Source organism: Streptosporangium pseudovulgare, assembly GCF_014648055.1.
Lineage (GTDB): Bacteria > Actinomycetota > Actinomycetes > Streptosporangiales > Streptosporangiaceae > Streptosporangium > Streptosporangium pseudovulgare.
In genome coordinates, this window is sequence record NZ_BMQJ01000020.1 from 44,137 (window position 1) to 62,143 (window position 18,007).

18 protein-coding genes are annotated in these 18,007 nt (G+C 71.6%); 8 read left to right on the forward strand and 10 right to left on the reverse strand.

The features are described from left to right. Positions 1 to 196: 196 nt before the first annotated feature. Together IEZ10_RS31390 and IEZ10_RS31395 are read right to left on the reverse strand one after the other, a co-directional pair. Entirely contained in the window at positions 197 to 769 is a 573-nt protein-coding gene (locus IEZ10_RS31390; RefSeq protein ID WP_189250136.1) for a GNAT family N-acetyltransferase, read from the reverse strand. A gap of 168 nt (positions 770 to 937) precedes the next feature. Next, complete coding sequence (locus IEZ10_RS31395; protein WP_189250137.1) at positions 938 to 1,843, reverse strand: GNAT family N-acetyltransferase; 906 nt, start codon at positions 1,841 to 1,843, stop codon at positions 938 to 940. 244 nt (positions 1,844 to 2,087) lie between these two features. On the opposite strand from IEZ10_RS31395, the gene IEZ10_RS31400 reads away from it, so the two are divergent. From IEZ10_RS31400 to IEZ10_RS31410, 3 genes are all read left to right on the forward strand, one after another. After that, positions 2,088 to 2,600, forward strand: coding sequence for a SigE family RNA polymerase sigma factor (locus tag IEZ10_RS31400; protein ID WP_189250138.1), 513 nt, complete (start codon positions 2,088 to 2,090; stop codon positions 2,598 to 2,600). Next, a complete protein-coding gene (locus IEZ10_RS31405; RefSeq protein ID WP_189250139.1) occupies positions 2,597 to 3,850 on the forward strand; it encodes a hypothetical protein in 1,254 nt (417 codons plus the stop codon). The genes IEZ10_RS31400 and IEZ10_RS31405 overlap by 4 nt, the downstream gene beginning before the upstream one ends. 130 nt (positions 3,851 to 3,980) lie before the next feature. Continuing rightward, positions 3,981 to 4,961, forward strand: a complete 981-nt coding sequence (locus IEZ10_RS31410) for a GNAT family N-acetyltransferase (RefSeq protein WP_189250140.1) — start codon at positions 3,981 to 3,983, stop codon at positions 4,959 to 4,961. Positions 4,962 to 5,122: 161 nt separating this feature from the next. Here IEZ10_RS31410 and IEZ10_RS31415 read toward each other — a convergent pair whose 3' ends face one another. Further along, complete coding sequence (locus tag IEZ10_RS31415) at positions 5,123 to 5,695, reverse strand: hypothetical protein (protein ID WP_189250141.1); 573 nt, start codon at positions 5,693 to 5,695, stop codon at positions 5,123 to 5,125. A 178-nt stretch (positions 5,696 to 5,873) separates the two neighbouring features. On the opposite strand from IEZ10_RS31415, the gene IEZ10_RS31420 reads away from it, so the two are divergent. Together IEZ10_RS31420 and IEZ10_RS31425 are read left to right on the forward strand one after the other, a co-directional pair. Beyond that, positions 5,874 to 6,410 carry a peptidylprolyl isomerase gene (locus IEZ10_RS31420; protein WP_189250142.1) on the forward strand — a complete coding sequence of 179 codons (537 nt, stop codon included), beginning with the start codon at positions 5,874 to 5,876 and terminating at the stop codon, positions 6,408 to 6,410. A 234-nt stretch (positions 6,411 to 6,644) separates the two neighbouring features. Continuing rightward, positions 6,645 to 7,523 (forward strand): rhomboid family intramembrane serine protease, encoded by an 879-nt coding sequence (locus IEZ10_RS31425; RefSeq protein ID WP_189250143.1) that lies wholly within the window; start codon positions 6,645 to 6,647, stop codon positions 7,521 to 7,523. A 51-nt stretch (positions 7,524 to 7,574) separates the two neighbouring features. On the opposite strand, the gene IEZ10_RS31430 is transcribed toward IEZ10_RS31425, so the two are convergent. Next, positions 7,575 to 7,820: a cell division protein CrgA gene (locus IEZ10_RS31430; protein ID WP_189250144.1), complete on the reverse strand. Its 246-nt coding sequence runs from the start codon at positions 7,818 to 7,820 to the stop codon at positions 7,575 to 7,577. 206 nt (positions 7,821 to 8,026) lie between these two features. On the opposite strand from IEZ10_RS31430, the gene IEZ10_RS31435 reads away from it, so the two are divergent. Genes IEZ10_RS31435 through IEZ10_RS31445 form a run of 3 tightly spaced genes read left to right on the forward strand, consistent with a single transcriptional unit; the run spans position 8,027 to position 9,679 of the window. Continuing rightward, positions 8,027 to 8,875 (forward strand): class E sortase, encoded by an 849-nt coding sequence (locus IEZ10_RS31435; protein ID WP_189250145.1) that lies wholly within the window; start codon positions 8,027 to 8,029, stop codon positions 8,873 to 8,875. A 10-nt stretch (positions 8,876 to 8,885) separates the two neighbouring features. Further along, positions 8,886 to 9,044 (forward strand): hypothetical protein, encoded by a 159-nt coding sequence (locus IEZ10_RS31440; protein ID WP_189250146.1) that lies wholly within the window; start codon positions 8,886 to 8,888, stop codon positions 9,042 to 9,044. Then, positions 9,041 to 9,679, forward strand: coding sequence for an anthranilate synthase component II (locus tag IEZ10_RS31445; protein WP_229811841.1), 639 nt, complete (start codon positions 9,041 to 9,043; stop codon positions 9,677 to 9,679). Before IEZ10_RS31440 ends, IEZ10_RS31445 begins: the two co-directional genes overlap by 4 nt. Positions 9,680 to 9,830: 151 nt before the next feature. On the opposite strand, the gene pknB is transcribed toward IEZ10_RS31445, so the two are convergent. The 6 genes from pknB to IEZ10_RS31475 form a co-directional block, all read right to left on the reverse strand. After that, entirely contained in the window at positions 9,831 to 11,738 is a 1,908-nt protein-coding gene (gene pknB, locus IEZ10_RS31450; protein ID WP_189250147.1) for a Stk1 family PASTA domain-containing Ser/Thr kinase, read from the reverse strand. 82 nt (positions 11,739 to 11,820) lie between these two features. Further along, positions 11,821 to 13,383: a protein kinase domain-containing protein gene (locus IEZ10_RS31455; protein WP_189250148.1), complete on the reverse strand. Its 1,563-nt coding sequence runs from the start codon at positions 13,381 to 13,383 to the stop codon at positions 11,821 to 11,823. Continuing rightward, complete coding sequence (locus tag IEZ10_RS31460; RefSeq protein WP_189250149.1) at positions 13,380 to 14,852, reverse strand: peptidoglycan D,D-transpeptidase FtsI family protein; 1,473 nt, start codon at positions 14,850 to 14,852, stop codon at positions 13,380 to 13,382. The genes IEZ10_RS31455 and IEZ10_RS31460 overlap by 4 nt, the downstream gene beginning before the upstream one ends. Next, positions 14,849 to 16,231, reverse strand: a complete 1,383-nt coding sequence (locus IEZ10_RS31465) for an FtsW/RodA/SpoVE family cell cycle protein (RefSeq protein ID WP_189250150.1) — start codon at positions 16,229 to 16,231, stop codon at positions 14,849 to 14,851. The genes IEZ10_RS31460 and IEZ10_RS31465 overlap by 4 nt, the downstream gene beginning before the upstream one ends. A 4-nt stretch (positions 16,232 to 16,235) precedes the next feature. Next, the gene (locus IEZ10_RS31470) at positions 16,236 to 17,528 is read right to left on the reverse strand and encodes a Stp1/IreP family PP2C-type Ser/Thr phosphatase (protein WP_189250151.1); all 1,293 of its coding nucleotides are present in this window, start codon (positions 17,526 to 17,528) and stop codon (positions 16,236 to 16,238) included. Then, positions 17,525 to 17,992: an FHA domain-containing protein FhaB/FipA gene (locus tag IEZ10_RS31475; RefSeq protein WP_179821337.1), complete on the reverse strand. Its 468-nt coding sequence runs from the start codon at positions 17,990 to 17,992 to the stop codon at positions 17,525 to 17,527. Before IEZ10_RS31475 ends, IEZ10_RS31470 begins: the two co-directional genes overlap by 4 nt. Positions 17,993 to 18,007: the final 15 nt, after the last annotated feature.

Sequence of the window (18,007 nt, forward strand, 5' to 3'; positions counted from 1 at the left end):
GGGAAGGCTCCTCGGTGGTGTTCTCCTGCGTAGATCCTGGCCGTCCGCCGTTCGCGGGGGATCGCCGAGGAGAGCGATTCCGGCGCTCCCTCCCACGGGGGAGCACCGGTCCCGGGACCGGTCCGGAGAAGGACCCGGGACCGGTCCGGAGAAGGACCCGGGACCGGTCCGGAGAAGGTCCCGGGACGCGCCGAGGTCAGGACCTCCGGGCCGCCTGGTGCCACTCGTCCCCGGTCAGTGCGTACTCCACCTCGCCGTGCTCGCTGCCCGGGATGGTCTCCGGCCAGTCGGCGAAGAAGGTGCGGACGTGGCGCAGGCCCGCCTTCTCCATCACGTTCCGCGAGCCGGTGTTGACCGCCATCGTCCGCGCGACGACACGCTCGACCCCGAGGCCGGTGAAGCCCTCGCGCACCAGCGCCCGCGCCCCCTCGGTGGCGTAGCCCTTCCCCCAGGCCGTACGGCGCAGCCGGTAGCCGAGCTCGACCGTCTCCGGGGTGTCCTCCTCCACCAGGGGCCGGAACTCGAACCAGCCGATGAACTCCCCGGTGGACCGGATCTCGGCCGCCCAGTACCCGGGGTGCCCGAAGAGGTCGTGGCGGCGCAGCATCCGGGGGAGCACCCGGCCCAGGATCTCCTCGCGCGGGGTGGGCCTGCCGCCGTTGAGGAAGCGCATGACCTCCGGGTCGCCGTCGAGCTCGAACAGGTGGTCCGCGTCGGCGTCGGTCAGCTCGCGGAGCGTCAGCCGCTCGGTCTCCAGAAAGATCTTCACGGTCCGATCATCGTCCGGCGGCAGGCGGGCCCGCCAACCGTTTTGCCCGCTCTGCGCGGGTACGGCAGCCGTTTTGCCCGCTCCGCGTGGGCAGGGCGGTCGTTGTGCCCGCTCCGTACGGGCCCGCCGACCGTTTCGCCTGTTCCGCGAGGGGAGGACCGGGCGGCTCTACGCCCTCGACCCGCCTGGACGGTGTGAGCGGGCCCGGGAGTAGGTGACCGTACGCCCGGTGACCGTGAAACCCAGGGAGGCGTACAGCCGCGCCGGTCCGGGGTGGGCCGCGTCGCCCCGGACGTGCACGACCGCGGTCCGCGCCCCGGCCGCCCGCAGCCGGTGCATCGCCTCCAGGCAGACCGCGCGCGCCAGCCCCATCCGGCGGAAGTCCGGGTGCGTGCCGACGGGCTCGAACTCCCCGACGTGGTTTCCGGCGTCCAGCCAGGCCAGGCCGTACGCCGCCAGCCGGCCGTCCGGGGCCTCGGCCACGCAGTCCAGCTCACGCCGGTACGGCCAGGCGCTCATGACGCCGCGGTAGCTCTCCTCGGTGACCCGGGAGGGGTGGAACGCCGCCCGGTGCGCCGCGACCCGGGCGGGCACGTCGCCGTCGTCCCGCACGTGCCGGACGGCGAACCCGGCGGGCGGCTCCACCGGGGGAAGCTCCCGCAGGTCGTGGGCCATGCGCACGAGGAAGGGAAGGCCGTCGGCGGGCCGGTAGCCGTGCCGGGTCAGGGCCGCGGAGACCGGACCCTCGCCGTCCATGATCTCCACGTTCAGCGTGTCGCCGGTGGCGACCGTCTCGAACCAGCCGAGCACCTCATCCGCCAGCCCGGGGTGACGGGGATGCACCAGCAGGCGCAGCTCGCCCGGCGGTTCGGCCCACCCCCAGGCCAGCGGGCGGCCGTCGCGCTCCCACAGCATGGTCGGCCACTCGCCGTCCCGCCCGATGTGCCGGCAGCGGCTCCAGGCGAGGCCGCCGACGTGCCAGCGGCTGCCGGACGTCCAGGTGGTCCACGCGAGCTCCTGCATCCTGCGCAACGCGCCGGGACCGTGACAGGGCCGCATGACGATGTCGTTCACCTGTACGGCTCCCTCTCCTCGCACCTCCGCGACGATCCCGGACGGTTCGGGTCCACACGCCTCCGCGGCGATCCCAGATGATTCGGGTGGCACGCCGGATCGATCATCACATCCGGCATTCTCCGCCGTCGCGACGGGATGCGACGGCGGTTCGGGCAACGCGGGTTTCACAGGCGGCCGGCGCGGAGCATAGCGGGGCGCCCCGGGCGCGTCTGTAGGACGTAACCACACAGTGGAGGTGATCGTGGACGCCGCAGAGGAGCGACGTTTCCGCGAGTTCGTCTCGGCGCGGTCCCCCGCGTTGATGCGGCTGGCGTTCCTGCTGACCGGGGGCGACCAGCACGCGGCCGAGGATCTGCTGCAGACCGCGCTGGCCAGGACGGTCACCAGGTGGCGGACGGTGGACGCGCCCGAGGCGTACGTCCGGCAGGTCATGTACCGCCAGCAGGTCTCGTGGTGGCGGCGGCACCGGGAGGCGGCCGTCCCCGAGCCGCCCGACCGGGCCGCGGCGGACGGCACGGACGGGGTGGAGCTGCGGCTCGTCATGCGGCGCGCGCTGGCGAAGCTGACGGCGAGGCAGCGGGCCGTCCTGGTCCTGAGGTACTACGAGGACCTGCCGGAGGCCGAGGTCGCCGGGGTCCTCGGCTGCTCGGTGGGCACGGTCCGCAGCACCGCCCACCGATCCCTGGCCAGGCTGCGGCAGCTCGCGCCCGAGTTGCGGGAGCCGTACATGATCTTTGGGGAGGCGAAGAGATGACCATCGACGAGCTCGTCAGGCGGACCCTCCACGGCTGGTCGGAGGAGGCGCGGGTCCCCGCGGACCTGGCGTCGCGGGCGCTGGGGAGGCGGCGGCGTTCCAGGGTGAGGACGTTCGCGGTGGTCGCGGGGGCGACCGCGGCCGTCGTCGCGGGCGCGTTCGCGGTGCCGGACCTGGTCGCCGGGGGCTTTTCCGGATCGGACGGCACCGCGCCCGCCGTGGCCGTCGCCACCGGCTCCGACCCGTCCGCCGCGCCCGGCCCGTCGGCGGGGACCCGGGAGACCCTGGGGGACGCGGACTCCGCGCCGCCCGAGACCCTGGTGGCCGCGGGGGACACGGCGGTCTACGCCTACTACACCTGGAGGAACGAGAAGGTCGTGGGCAACCGGGAGGCACGCCGGCTCACCTGGCACCTCTACGACGGCGACTCGGGAACCTACGAGAAGACCCCCTGGGCGTGGCTCGATCCCGCGCCGGGCGGGGAGTCCGCCGCGGTGCTGGAGTCGATCCCGGCGCGCCGGGTCGGGGTGGTGACCGTACGGGGCGGCGACGTGCGGTGGTTCGACCTCGAACACCCCGCGGGGGCGGTGTCGTGGTCACCGGACGGCACGAGACTGCTGGTCACCAACTACGACGACGACCCCGACCAGGTCGAGGTCATGGGGAAGGACGTCTGGACCGTGATTCTGGCGACCCGGACCGGCTTCACCCTCATCGACCCCGCCGCCGGACGGCAGGACTTCCACCCGGCCGCGGTGGAAGGCGATGGTGGGGGGGCCAGCAGGCAGGACTTCTTCTGGAACGCGGACGGCACCCTGATCTGGGAGTGGACCAACCCCGGTAGATCCAAGAAGTTCTACGGCATGGACGGTGCCCCGCGGCCCGTGCCCCCGGATGAGCCGGTGCAGCGGGAACAGACGGCGGGGCTGTCACCCGGCGGCCGGTGGCTCGCGTCCAACAGCCCGGACCGCACCGCGGTCACCGCGGTGAAGGACATGGAGTCCGGCGAGGTCAAGCCGCTCAGGCCGGTCGACGGCTACTGGATCGAGCAACTCGCCGCCTGGGCCGACGACGGACACGTGATCGCCTGGGCGTGCGAGCTCAAAGGGGCCGACGACTGCGTGAAGAGTGAGTTCCGCAACCGGCTGCTCCTCGTCGACGTCCGGGGAGGCGCGGTCGTGCCGCTCACCGGCTACCGGGAGAACAGCCTGCGGCCCGGAACCTGGGTGCCGGTCTTCTCCCGCCGCTGAACCGGCCCGTGCCCGCCGTACGGCCCGCTCCCGTCACCGGACCGGTCCGCGCACCCCGGCGCGGGCCGTACGGCGGGCACGGCGGAAAACGTCTCGCGGCGCGGCGAGGCGCCCCCTAGGCTTGCGGCCCATGACTCTCCAGTGGCGGCCGTTGACCAAGGACGACGTCGAGCGGTGGGCGACGCTGCTCGCCGAGGTCGAGAAGGCGGACCGGATCGGGGAGAACTACGGGGCCGAGGATCTCACCGACGACCTCGACAATCCCCTGCTCGACCTGGCCGAGGGCACCCTGGCCGCCTGGGACGGCGACCGGATGGTGGCCTTCGGCCTCACCGCCTGCGGCTCCGCCGCGGACCCGGCCCACCGGATGCACCTGTGGGCCGCGGTCCACCCGGAGTACCGCCGCCGTGGCCTCGGCCGTCACGTGCTCGACTGGGCGGTCCGCAACACGCCGGTGCTGCACGAGCGGCGTCATCCCGGCCGTCCCCTCGAACTCCACACCGGCGTCTTCGACGGCAACGAGGGCGCGACCGCGCTGATGCGGACGGCGGGGATGGCCCCCTCCCGGTGGTTCTTCACCATGGGCCGCGACCTGGGCACGGAGATCCGCCCGGCGGCCCTGCCGGCCGGTCTGCGGATCGTCCCCTACCGCGCGGACCTCGCCGACGCCGCCCGCGGGGTGCGCAACGCCGCCTTCACCGACCACTGGGGCAGCGTCCCGCACACCCCGGAGAGCTGGGAACGGACCATCGTCGGCGTGCACGCCTTCCGTCCCGAGGACTCCTACCTCGTACAGGACGAGTCGGGCAGGGGCGTGGCGGTGCTGATCACCCACTACTACGAGGCGGACACCCAGGCCACCGGGATCCGCGAGGCGTGGATCCAGATCATCGGCACGGTGCGGGAGTGGCGGGGCAAGGGGGTGGCCGGGGCGCTGCTGGCCCACGCCCTCGGAGAGTTCCGCGCGCGGGGCTACCGGCGGGCCGCCCTGGGCGTGGACGCCGACAATCCGACCGGTGCCCTGGGCGTCTACTCCCGCGCCGGGTTCGAGGTGGAGAACCGCACGACCACCTACGTGCTCCGGCTCGCCGGTGAGGCGTCCGGCGGCTGACCGCGGTCCGCTGCCGGCGGTTCGCGGCGGCGCGGCCCGGTGGGGCGCGAGACACGGATGCAGCGGCCGGGAATCCGGTGAAGCGCGATCGCCGGCGCCCGGACGGCATCCGGGAACGCGAGTGCGGCCCACCCCGCAAGGGTGGGCCGCACTCGCGTTGCTCAGGACAGCTTGTTCGAAGCCTGATCCGCCTGGGCTTCGCCCTTGTCGGCGTGCCCGTCCGCCTCGGGGCCGGTCTTGGAGGCGGTCTTCCCGGTCATCTCGCCGGCCTTCTGCGTCCCGGTGTGAGCCTTCTCACTCACCCAGCGGGAGGCGTCGGAGGCGTTCTCCTTCAGCATGTCGGTCCACTGCTCGGAGTTCCTGCGGTACATCGCGAAGCCGGCGGCTCCGACCGCGAGCCCTGCGAGCAGCAGGAACATCGGCCAGCTGCGGGACTTCCCCTTGGGCGCGGGGTCGACCTTGGCCGCGGCCTGGGACAGCATCGCGCTGACCCTGGGGGCGAGCTGCTCCTCCACGGAGTGAGCGGCCGCGTCCAGTCTCGGCGCGGCCCACTCGCGGGCCACGTAGAGCTTGTCCTGCGCCATGTCCCGGGCCTGGACGGCCACCGGCGCCATGCGATCGGCGGCACTCGCGACCTGAGACTTCATCTGCTGCAGTTTCATCTGTGTCATCAACCGTGCGTCCGTCGGCATGATCTTCTCGATCTTCTGCTTCCTCAGCAGTACAAGAGGCACATCAACCTCCCCAGTCGTCGGGGCCCCGTTGCGTCCCCTTCCCGATCGAAGGCGGCTCAATCATTACCGGCCGTGGGAGGATGCTAGATGGACCGGCTCCGGCCGCAGCCATCACAAGACCACAAAACAGCACCTCGCACAGGGTGTGAACAAAGAGACCCGAAGGGGGCAGTCCCTCGTGGCTGAGAAGTTGATCGCTACTCTGAACACCAACCGCGGCACCGTGAAGGTTCAGCTCTTCCCGGACCACGCGCCCAAGACGGTGCGCAACTTCGTCGAGCTGGCCGAGGGCACCCGCGAGTGGGTGCATCCCGAGACCGGCCAGAAGACCACCGACAAGCTCTACGACGGCACGGTCTTCCACCGCGTCATCGACGGCTTCATGATCCAGGGCGGCGACCCGCTGGGCCAGGGCATCGGCGGACCGGGCTACAAGTTCGACGACGAGATCCACCCCGAGCTGTTCTTCAACCGCCCCTACCTGCTGGCCATGGCCAACGCCGGCATCCAGGGCGGCCGCGGCACCAACGGCTCGCAGTTCTTCATCACCGTGGTGCCCACGCCGCACCTCAACGGCCGCCACACCATCTTCGGCGAGGTCGTCGAGGGCCAGAACGTCATCGACGCCATCGCCAAGACCGACACCGACGCCCGTGACCGGCCCAAGGAGCCGGTCGTCCTGGAGTCGGTCACCATCGACCGCGTCCAGGGCTGATCCGTCCGCGACCGCCGGGCGGCCGGCGACCCCGCGCACGGGGTCGCCGGCCGCCTCACGGCGCGGGCACCCGTGCCCGCCGTACGGCCACCGCGGGCCCGTATCCGCATCGCGCGGACGTCAGCGCCCGCCGTACGTCCGTTCCCGGCCACCGTGGCGTGCGCGGGCACCCGGGATCCTTAATAGGCTGGCAGTCTGTGGACAACAGCACGGTCGAAGGGGCAGCGAGACGCCATGACCACCCAGCCTCCCGGCGAGCCTGACACCGCTGACACCGCGGCCGTCCCCACCTGTTACCGCCACCCCGGCCGCGAGACCTACGTGCGCTGCCAGCGCTGTGAGCGCCCGATCTGCCCCGACTGCATGCGGGACGCCTCGGTGGGCTTCCAGTGCCCCGAGTGCGTGGCCGAGGGCGGCAAGACGGTACGGCGGACCCAGGCGGTCTTCGGCGGCAGGCCGGTCGGCACCCCGTACGTGGTCTGGACGCTCCTGGTGGTGAACGTCCTGGCCTACGGCGCCCAGTTCCTCGACCCTGGGGTGATCGTCACCTTCTCCACCTTCTCCCCCGCCATCCACGAGGGCGAGTGGTGGCGCCTGGTCACCGGCGCGTTCCTGCACGCGCAGCCGGGACAGGGCTTCTCGATCACCCACATCCTGTTCAACATGCTGGCGCTGTACGTCATCGGCCCGCAGCTCGAACGCAGCCTCGGCTCACTGCGCTTCCTGGCCCTCTACCTGCTCTCCGCGCTCGGCGGCTCGGTGGCGATATACCTGTTCGGCATCAACGCGGTGGGCGCCTCGGGTGCGATCTACGGCCTGTTCGGCGCGCTGTTCGTGGTGGGCCGGAAGCTCCGCTACGACGTCACCGGCGTGCTGTGGCTGATCGGCATCAACGTGCTGCTCACGTTCACCCTCAGCGGCATCAGCTGGCAGGGCCACCTGGGCGGTCTGGTCGCGGGCGTCGCGGTGGCGGCGATCCTCGTCCACGCCCCGCGCGGGAACCGCAACGCGTTCCAGCTGGCCGGCTGCGTGGCGGTGCTCCTGCTGCTGGTGGCGGCGGTCGTGCTGCTGCCGCCGATCGCCTACGAGGCGCGGTACGGCCTTCCTGTTTGATCATCCACACCCTGGGGCTTCCCCAGGGTGTGGATAACCCTGTGGAAAGAACTAACGCCAGCGGGTGGACAGCACCACACCGAAGATGATGAAAACGAACCCGATGAACAGGTTCCAGTTGCCGAGGGCGCCGATGAGGGGCGCGGTGGGGGCCACATAGTAGACGGCGATCCACAGGATGCCGATGATCCAGGAGGCCACCATGACCGGCGCGAGCCAGCGCGGGCTCACCTTGACCGTCTGGGCCGTCTGCGGCGGCGTGTAGACCGCCTTCTTACGAGTCTTGGACTTGGGCACTGGGTTCTCCTGCGTCAACCCTGCGCGGTCCGGATCGTGCGCAGGCCGTGTAGCCAGCGTAGTCGCTGGTGGGTGAAGACCCGAGTAAGAATAGACCGCACACATGGGACATGGCGATCCCACGGGCGATCAGCATGGGGCAAACCTTGCGCCAACGGCGCGCTTCGCTCCGGTCCCGGGCCGCCTCTCCCGCCTAGCCTGGGCGAATGAGAGCCGCGCTGAGAGCCCTGGGGGAGACGGGCATCACACTGGGCGCGGTCCTGCTGCTCTTCTGCGCCTACCTCGTCTGGGGGACCGGCTCCTACACGGGTGAGCAGCAGACGCTGCTGCGCAGACAGCTCGTCGAGGCCAGGAAGAACATCGTGCGGACCGGCCGGCTCGGCGAGGTCGAGGTGGGCGGGGCGCTGGCCATGCTGCGGATCCCCCGGCTCGGCGATCTCTACCGGTACGCCGTGGTGGAGGGCGTCGGCTGGGAGCAGCTCCGGATGGGGCCCGGCCACTACCCCGGCTCCGCCCTGCCCGGAAAAGTTGGAAATTTCGTTATTTCGGGGCACCGAACCACCTATGCCGCCCCGTTCAACCGCCTTGACGAGCTCCGCCGGGGCGACTACATCGTGGTCGACGCCCGCGATGCCCGCTACACCTACCGGGTCACCGGCAAGCGCGTGGTCGATCCCACCGACATCGACGTCATCGCCCCGAACCCCGCCCATCCCGATCGCAGGCCGACCAGAGCCCTGATCACGCTGTCCACCTGCCACCCGGAGTACTCCGCCGCCCAGCGGCTGGTCGTCACCGGCGAGCTGGAGGGACGCCGGGACCACCGCCCCTGGAGGGCGGGCCGGAAGCAGGAGCCGTCGCGGGCCGATCGGAAGCCGGAACCACCGCGGGCCGACCGCCCACCGGACGGCCCGGCCGCGGGAACGGGCGTGAAGGGAGACCACGCCGCAGACGGGCACTCCACGGACGGTCCGGCGGGCGGGCACTCCACGGACGGCCCGGCGGACGGGCGTCCCGCGCACGGCCCGGCGGGCGGGCACGACACGAGCGGATGAGGAGGGTCGCGTGTACGGGTGGATCTGGCGGCTGCTTCCCGGCGGCCCCGTCGGGAAGACGGTCACGGCGCTGACACTGGCCGGGCTGGCGGTGGCCGTACTCTGGTTTCTCGTGTTCCCCTGGATGGAGACCCGGATTCCCTTCGACCACGTCACGATGGTCCCATGACCCCGCGCCACCCGATGGCCCCGCGCCGGCCGGGGACGGCGCCGCGCGTCCTCGTCGTGGACAACCACGACAGCTTCGTCCACACGATCGTCCAGTACCTCCGCGAGCTGGGCGCCTCCTGTGACGTCCGCCCGCGCGACCTGGTCGCGGCCGAGGACGCCGACGGGTTCGACGGGGTCCTGATCAGCCCCGGCCCCGGCACCCCCGAGGACGCCGGGGTGAGCGTCCCGCTCGTGATCCGCTGCCGGGACCGCGGCCTGCCGCTGCTCGGTGTCTGCCTCGGCCACCAGGCCATCGCCGTGGCCCACGGCGCGACCGTCGCGCGGGCCCCCGAGCTGATGCACGGCCGGACCAGCGCGGTCGCCCACGACGGCAGCGGGGTCTTCGCCGGGTTGCCGTCCCCGGTCACCATGACCCGCTACCACTCGCTGGCCGTCGTCCCGGGAACCGTACCGGCCGACCTCCGGGTGACCGCGACCACCGCGGACGGCACGGTGATGGGCCTGCGGCACCGTACCGCGCCCGTCGAGGGCGTGCAGTTCCACCCGGAGTCGGTGGTCTCCGAGCACGGTCACCGGCTGCTCGGAAACTGGCTCGGCGAGGTCTGTAACACCCGCGTCCGCCTGAACGACTAACCAGTGAGCCCTTCCGCCATCGCCCCCGAGTGACGGAAGGGCTCACCGTTCTCTCCGGCTCTCTCCGGCCCGGAACGGCTCGCGCGGTCCGTGAACGACGAGGGGCCCCGCCGTACGGCGGGGCCCCTTCATCGTGGTGCCGACCGGTCGCTCAGTTCCCGTCGCCGGGCGGCGGGTTGTCGAAGACGTCGCCGCCGCCGCCGTCGTCCTGGCCGCCGCCGTCACCCCATCCGTCGTCGGTGTTGGTGTCGTCCGGCTGGGGCTCGTCGCCGGTGGTCGGATCGTCGCTCGGGGTCGACGGCTGCTGGGTCGGCTGCGGCGCCTCGCCGCTGGACACGACCAGCGTGATCGTGGTGCCCGGCTGGACCTTCGTCCCCGCTTCGGGACCCTGACTGAGGACGGTGTCCTTGGGCAGCTCGCTCGCCTGCGGGACGACCTTGACCTTCAGCCCGGCCTGCTGCAGCAGCCGCTTGGCGTCCTGGACCGTGAGGGTGGCCACGCTCGGCACCTCCACGGCCGCCTTGGGCACGTAGAGCCGGACGGTGCTGCCCTTGGCGGCCCGCTTGCCCGCCTCGGGGTCGGTCTTGAAGACGACGCCCTCCTTGCCGCTGGAGACCTGGGGAACCACGCTGACCTTGAAGTTCTTGGCCTCCAGCGCGGAGGTGGCCTCCTCGGTGGTCATGCTGACCACGTCGGGCACCGCGACCTTCTCCAGGCCCTTGGAGACGGTGAGGACGACCTCGCTGCCCTTGTCCACCTCGGTTTCGGCCGGCGGGTCGGTGTCGATGACCGCGCCCTTCTCCATCTCCTCGTCGTACTTCTCGACGACCTTGACCTTGAGCCCCATATCGGTGAGCGTCTTGTTCGCCGCCTCCTCGGTCTGCGAGACCAGCGAGGGGATCTTCACCTTGCTGCCCTTGGCGGTGTCGCCGGGGTCGCTCAGGAACATGTAGCCCACGCCGATGAAGGCGCCGATGATCAGCAGCGGGACCAGGATCCACGCGGCGGTCTTGACCGCGGCGTTGCCGTTGCCCTGCTGGCGGCGCCGGCCGCGCTCGCCGCCTCCGCCCCCGCCGGCCACCTCGGTGCCGTACTCGTACGCCGGGACGGCGGTGGTGCGCTGGGTGGCCGGGCCGGGGACGCCGGCCTGGGTCTGCTGCATGGTCCGGGTGGCGGAGCCGTAGTTGTTGGTGATCGCCATCGTCTGGGGGTCCATCGGCATCCCGGACAGCGCCCGCTGGATGTCGGCCCGCATCTCCCCGGCGTTCTGGTAGCGGTGCGCCGGGTCCTTGGCCATCGCCTTGAGCACGATGGCGTCGGCCCACTTGGGGATCTCGGGGTCGATCTGCGACGGCGGGATCGGATCCTCGCGGACGTGCTGGTACGCGATCGCCACGGGGGAGTCGCCGGTGAACGGCGGCTGCCCGGTCAGCAGCTCGTACAGCACGCAGCCGGTGGAGTACAGGTCGCTGCGGGCGTCGACGCGCTCGCCCCGGGCCTGCTCCGGCGACAGGTACTGGGCGGTGCCGATGACCTGCGCGGTCTGCGTCATGGTCGCGGCCGAGTCGGCCATCGCGCGGGCGATGCCGAAGTCCATGACCTTGACGTCGCCGTTACGGGTGATCATGATGTTCGCCGGCTTGATGTCCCGGTGGACGATGCCGCCGCGGTGGCTGTAGTCCAGCGCCCGCAGGATCCCGTCGACCAGCTCGGCCGCCCGCTCGGGCATCAGCCGCCGGTCGGCGCGCAGCAGGTCGCGCAGCGTGCGGCCGTCGACGTACTCCATCACGATGTACGGCACCGGCGCGCCGTCCGTGACGTCCTCACCGGTGTCGTAGACCGCGACGATGGACGGGTGGTTCAGTGACGCGGCGGACTGCGCCTCCCGGCGGAACCTCGCCTGGAAGATGTGGTCCCTGGCGAGGTCCGCGCGGAGAGTCTTGATGGCGACGACCCGGTCCAGCCGGATGTCTCGAGCGCGGTACACCTCGGCCATGCCGCCGCGTCCGACGACGCCGTCGAGCTCGTAGCGATCGCCGAGGCGTCGGGGCTGAGTCATTTCCTGCACTGTCCCTTACCGTTCATCTTGGGTGCCGGTGATCCCTTGGTCCACCGGTGTCCATCATCGACCCCGTGCCACATTACGTCTCCCCGTTCGGCGGGTCTGTTTCGCCGGGGTCGGGGGTGGTGCTGGTCGTGGTGCTCGGCGTCGCCGGAGGGGCGGTGGGGGTCGGGGGCGGAGGCGGGGCGGTCGGAGTGGGGCTGGGTGTCGGCGACGTGCTCGGCCGGGCGCTGGGCGTGGCCGATGTGCTTACGGTAGCCGACGGCGTGGACGAAGGCCGGTGCTGCTTCGTCGGCACGGCCGACGGCCGGCTCCGGACCGGCCGGGGGCGTGTCGGCGTGGGCGACGGGGAGGTTGTGACGGTCGGGCTGGCCGGGATGACCGACCCGCCGGTGCCCCGGTCGACGTTCCGGTTCGCCAGGTCCTGGGCGGTCAGCGCGCCCAGCCCGACGGCCGCCGCGCACCCCACCACCGTGGCGGCGATCACCGTCGTACGGCGCAGCCCCCGCCGGGAGCGCCGCGCACCGTGCGCCGGACCGTGCGCCGCGCCGCCCGCGGTCTCCGCGCCGAGGCCGTACGGGTCCGCGCCCGCGACGCCCGGGTCCGAGATCCCCGAGCCCGCGACACCCGCGCCGGCGCCCGCGACGACCGCGCCCGCGGCACCCGCGGCGTCCGTGTCCGCGTCGCCCGCCCCGGCCGGGCCGACCGGGGTCTGCGCTCCGGCGTCCCCGCCCGCCGGAGCGGGCACGACGTCGCGCGGCCACTCGCTCGCGGGCTCCGCCCGCCACCCGTGCGGGTCGGTCAGCAGGGCCAGTCCGGCCGCGCCGGTCGCGGTGAGCGACTCGCGCAGCGCGCGGGCCCGGCCGGCCAGGTCCTCGGCCCCGTCCGGACGGCTGCCGGGGTCCTTGGCCAGGCACCGCATCACCAGGTCCCGCACCGCCTGCGGCACGCTCTCGGGCAGCGGCGGCGGCTCCTGGCCGATGTGCATGAGCGCGATCGCCACCTGCGTCTCGGAGACGAACGGCGGCCGGCCCGCGAGGCACTCGTAGGCGACCACGCCGAGCGAGTAGACGTCGGTGGCGACGGTCAGCCGCTCCCCTGACGCCTGCTCGGGGCTGACGTACTGGGCGGTGCCCAGGACGGTGCCCGTCTGTGTCATGGGCGCGGCCTCCAGCGCCCGGGCGATGCCGAAGTCGGTGATCTTCACCGTTCCGGTCTCGGTGACCAGCAGGTTGCCCGGCTTGATGTCGCGGTGGATGATCCCGGACCGGTGCGCGGCCGCGAGGGCCCGGGCGGTCTGCTCGACCATGTCCAGGGTGTCCTCGGCGCTCAGCGGGCCGGAACGCTTCAGGATGGTCGCCAGCGACTCGCCGGGGACCAGCTCCATCACGAGGTAGGCGACGTCGTCGGCCTCGCCGTAGTCGAAGACCTGGGCGATGCCGGGGTCGGACAGACCGGCCGCGATCCTGGCCTCCATGCGGAACCGCTCGCGGAAGTCGGGGTCCGCCGCCACGTGGCGGCGCAACAGCTTCACCGCCACCTCGCGGCCCAGCAGCTCGTCGCGGGCCCGCCAGACCTCGCCCATGCCGCCCGTCGCGATCCGCCCCAGCGGGCGGTATCGGCCCCCGAGCAACGCGGTCATCGTCTCAGCACCGCTTCCATCACGCTCTTGGCGATGGGGGCGGCGGTGTGACCGCCGGTGGCCTCGCCACCGGCGCTCCCGGACTCCACGATGAGCGCGACCGCGATCTTCGGGTCCTCGGCGGGGGCAAAGGAGATGAACCAGGCGTGCGGGTCACGGCCGTCGGCGGTCTCGGCGGTTCCGGTCTTGCCCCCGACGGTGACGCCCGGGACCTTCGCGGCGCCGGCGGTGCCGATGTCGACGACGTTGACCATCATCTCCTTGAGCTTGGCCGCGGTCTCCTCGCTGACGGCGGTGGACAGCTCTTCGGGGTCGGCGGACTCGATCTCGTTGCCCTCGGCGTCGGCGACCTTGTTCACCAGGTAGGGCTTCATCACCACGCCGTTGTTGGCGATGCCCGCGGCGATCATGGCCATCTGCAGCGGGGTCATCTGGTTGCTGCGCTGGCCGATGGCGGTCTGGGCGAGCGCGGCCTTGTCGGCGTCGAGGTCCTCGTCGCCGCGGAGCCTGCTGCCCGCGACCGCGAGCGGGATGCTCAGCGGCTCGCCGCCGATGCCGAACTTCTCCGACTGCTTCTGAAGCGCGTCGTAGCCGAGGTCCATGGCCATCTTGCCGAACGGCGTGTTGCAGGACTTCTCCAGCGCGAACGACAGCGTCACCCGACCGGCGCCGCACGCCGCGCCGGCGTAGTTGGGCAGATCGTGGGTGGTGTTGGGCAGGTCGAGCACCTGTGGGGCGTCGATCTGGCTCTGCGGCCCGAGGCTGTCGTCGCTTTCGAGGTAGGCGGCCATGGTGACCACCTTGAAGGTCGAGCCCGGCGGGTAGGTGCGCTCGATCGCCCGGTTGACCAGCGGCTTGTCGGCGTTCTTGTCCAGCTTGTTGTACGCCCTGTTGACGTCGGCCTTGTTGGGCTTGGCCAGCGGGTTGGGGTCATAGGACGGCACCGAGACCATGGCGCGGATCGCCCCGGTCTTCGGCTCGATCGCGACCAGCGCGCCCTTCTTGCCGCTGGCGCTCAGCGCCTCGTAGGCCGCCTCCTGGGCCTTGGGATCGATCGTCAGGTCGACGTTGGCGCCCTTGGTCTTCTTGCCGCTGAAAAGGTCGATGCCGCGCCGGATCAGCAGGTCGGCGCTGGAGCCGTTGAGCAGGCCGTTCTCGGCGCGCTCCATGTCGCGCTCGCTCTCGGGCGCGAAGAAGCCGGTGATGGGCGCGTAGACCTTGCCGCCGGGGTAGCGGCGCTCGAACCGGAAGTCCTTGTTGACGCCGGTGTCGACGGACTCGGCGAGCACCTTGTCGCCGGCGGTGATCCGGCCGCGCTCGACCTCGTAGCGGTTGTAGAAGTTGCGGTCGTTGCGCGAGTCGGCGCTCAGCTTGTCCGCCTTGACGGCCTGCAGGTAGTTCACGTTGAACATGAGCAGGCCGAACATGAGCAGACAGGCGATGGCGACGCGCTTGAGGGGACCGTTCATCGCTGGAACACCTGCGTCATTCCTTCGTCCTGGATGGCCTGGGGCGGCGGCTGCCTGGCCGTATCCGACGTGCGTACCAGCAGCGCGATGAGGATCCAGTTGGCCAGCAGCGCCGAGCCGCCCTGCGACATGAAGGGCGTGACCAGGCCGGTGAGGGGGATCAGGTTGGTGACGCCGCCGACGATGATGAAGACCTGCCAGGCGAGGATGAACGACAGGCCGCCCGCCAGCAGCTTGGAGAACGGGTCGCGGGCCGCGAGCGAGGTGCGCAGGCCGCGCTCGACCAGCAGCGCGTAGAGCATCAGCAGGGCCATCAGCCCGGTCAGGCCGAGCTCCTCGCCGATGGCCGGGAAGATGAAGTCGGAGATGGCCAGCGGGATCAGGTCGGGGTGGCCCTGGCCGAGCCCGGTGCCGAGGATCTTCCCGGTGGCCATGCTGAACAGGCCCTGCATGAGCTGCCGGCTGCCGCCCAGTTCACGGTCGTAGAACGCCTGGTTCTCCGGGTCGAGGAAGACCTCCCACCGGGCGTACACGTGGTCGAAGATCGTCCCGGCGACGACGGCGCCGCCGATGAACAGCAGGATGCCGATCAGCACCCACGAGGTGCGCTGGGTGGCGACGTAGAGCATCGCGATGAACGTGCCGAAGATCAGCAGCGAGGAGCCGAGGTCCTTCTGCAGGATCAGCACGCCGAGGCTGAGGCCCCAGACGATGAGGATCGGGCCGAGGTCGCGGGCCCGGGGCAGGTCGATGAAGAGCAGCCGCCGTCCGGCCAGGGCCAGCACGTCGCGCTTGGCGACGAGGTAGCCGGCGAAGAACACGATCAGCGCGAGCTTGGCGAACTCGGCGGGCTGGAGCTGGCCCAGGCCGGGGATGCCGATCCAGATCCGCGCGCCGTTCTGCGAGACACCGATGAGCGGCAGCAGCGGCGAGATCAGCAGGAAGAGACCGAGCGCTCCGGAGGTGTAGGTGAGCCGCTGCAGCGCGCGGTGGTCGCGCAGCACGATCAGCGTGACGGTGAACATCACGACCCCGACGGCCGTCCACATCAGCTGGGTGGAGGCCGAGGCGCCGAACGCCTTGACCTCCTCCAGCCGGTAGATCATCACCAGCCCGAGACCGTTGATCAACGTCACCAGCGGCAGGATCAGCGGGTCGGCCCAGGGGGCGAACTTCGCCAGCACCAGGTAGGCCACCAGCATGAGGCCGCCCAGGCCGAGGCCGTAGCCCAGCATCCCCGCCGGGATCTTCTGGTCGATGGCCAAGCCGACGTTCGCGTACGCGAACATCACGATCGCGACGGCGAAGGCCAGCATCGCGAGCTGGGCCACCCGTCGCTTGGCGGGCATGGGGACGGGCTCTGCGGCAGGGGTGCTCATGTGTCTACTGCGACCTCGTGGGTTCCGGGGTTGCGCTCTGGCTGGGCTGGGTGGTCTGCCTGGCCTTTCCCTCCGGCTTCTGGGCGGACGACTTCAGCTCCTGGATCTTCCGCAGGCCGGCGTCGACGTCGGGGACGGGGATGCCGTCGCGGACCTGACCCTGCTGGAAGGCTCCGAGGACCGTTATCGACTCGGCGGTGCTCCGGGCGACGTCGAAGAGCTCGATGGGACCGATATTGGTCTTCACGCCCTGGAAAACCACGATCTCATCCCCTTTCGCCCCCACGAAGTACTGGTCGTCGAGCCACTGGTTTCCGAAGTACCACCCTAGGCCGCTGCCGACCAAGACGACGCCCCCGGCGGAGGCCAGAAGGGGCCACAGGCGCCGCCGGCGCTTCGGCGGGCGTCCCGCGGCCCGGGGGGCCGCGGGCTCGTCCCCGTCGTCGGTGACGACCGGCTGCGGCATGGTGATCGCGGCGGCGCGGCCCGCCGGGGTGTCCGGCGGCTGAGGCTGGGACCGGGACGAGCCCGCGGCGCCGACCACGGCCACTTCGGCGGCCGGGACGGACTCCTCGTCCACCTCCAGGACGTCGGCGACCACGCAGGTGATGTTGTCCGGGCCGCCGCCGCGGTTGGCCAGGTCGATGAGCGCGCGGACCACCGCCTCCGGATCGTTCACCGTCGAGAGCGTGTGGTGCAGCGTCTCGGCGCTCACCACCCCCGACAGCCCGTCGGAGCACAGCAGGTAGCGGTCACCGACCTGCGCCTCGCGCAGGGACAGGTCGGGATCGACTTCCCCGCTGCCGTCGAGCGCCCGCAGCAGGATCGACCGCTGCGGGTGCGTGGCGGCCTCCTCCAGGGTGATCCGCCCGTCGTCCACGAGGGACTGCACCAGCGTGTGGTCGTGCGTGATCTGGTAGAGCTCCCCGGCCCGCAGGAGGTAGGCGCGGGAGTCGCCGACGTGGACCAGCGCCACCCGCGTCCCGGACCACAGCATGGCGGTGAGCGTGGTGCCCATGCCCTTCAGGCTCGGGTCGCGCCCGACCATCTCGTGCAGCCTGCGGTTGGCGTCGCGGACCGCCGCCTCGATGGCGCTGAGCAGGTCGCTCCCGGCCGCGCCCTCGTCGAGGGAGGACATCGCGGCGATGGCGACCGAACTGGCCACCTCACCGTGGGCATGACCGCCCATGCCGTCGGCGACGGCGAGCAGACGGCCGCTGGCGTACGCCGAGTCCTCGTTGCCTTCGCGGAGGAGCCCGACGTCGGAGCGGGCGGCGTAACGGAGTGCGATGGTCATTTGCGCAATTCGATGACGGTCTTACCGATGCGGATCGGAACACCGAGCGGCACCGGAGTCGGACGGGTGACTTTGGAGCGGTCGAGATATGTGCCGTTGGTCGAGCCGAGATCTTCCACGATCCACTGACCGTCCTGGGGGAAGAGCCGGGCGTGCCGGCTGGAGGCGTAGTCGTCGTTGACCACCAGCGTGGACTCGGTCGCCCGGCCGATGGTGATCGTCGCCTCGCTGAGGGGGATGGTGGTGCCCTGCAGGGGCCCGCCGGTCACGACCATCTGCCGCGGCTCGCCCTTCTTGGGTTTGGCCGCGGGCTTGACCGGTTTGGGCGTCTTGCGGGCTGAGGCGGCGCCTGCCGTCTGGGAGCCGAAGAGGTCCGTCCGGATCACGCCGACCGCGGCGATCACGAAGAACCACAGCACCGCGAGAAAGGCGAGCCGGATCAGCAGCAGCGTGAGCTCGGACATGGAGCGTCTGTTTAC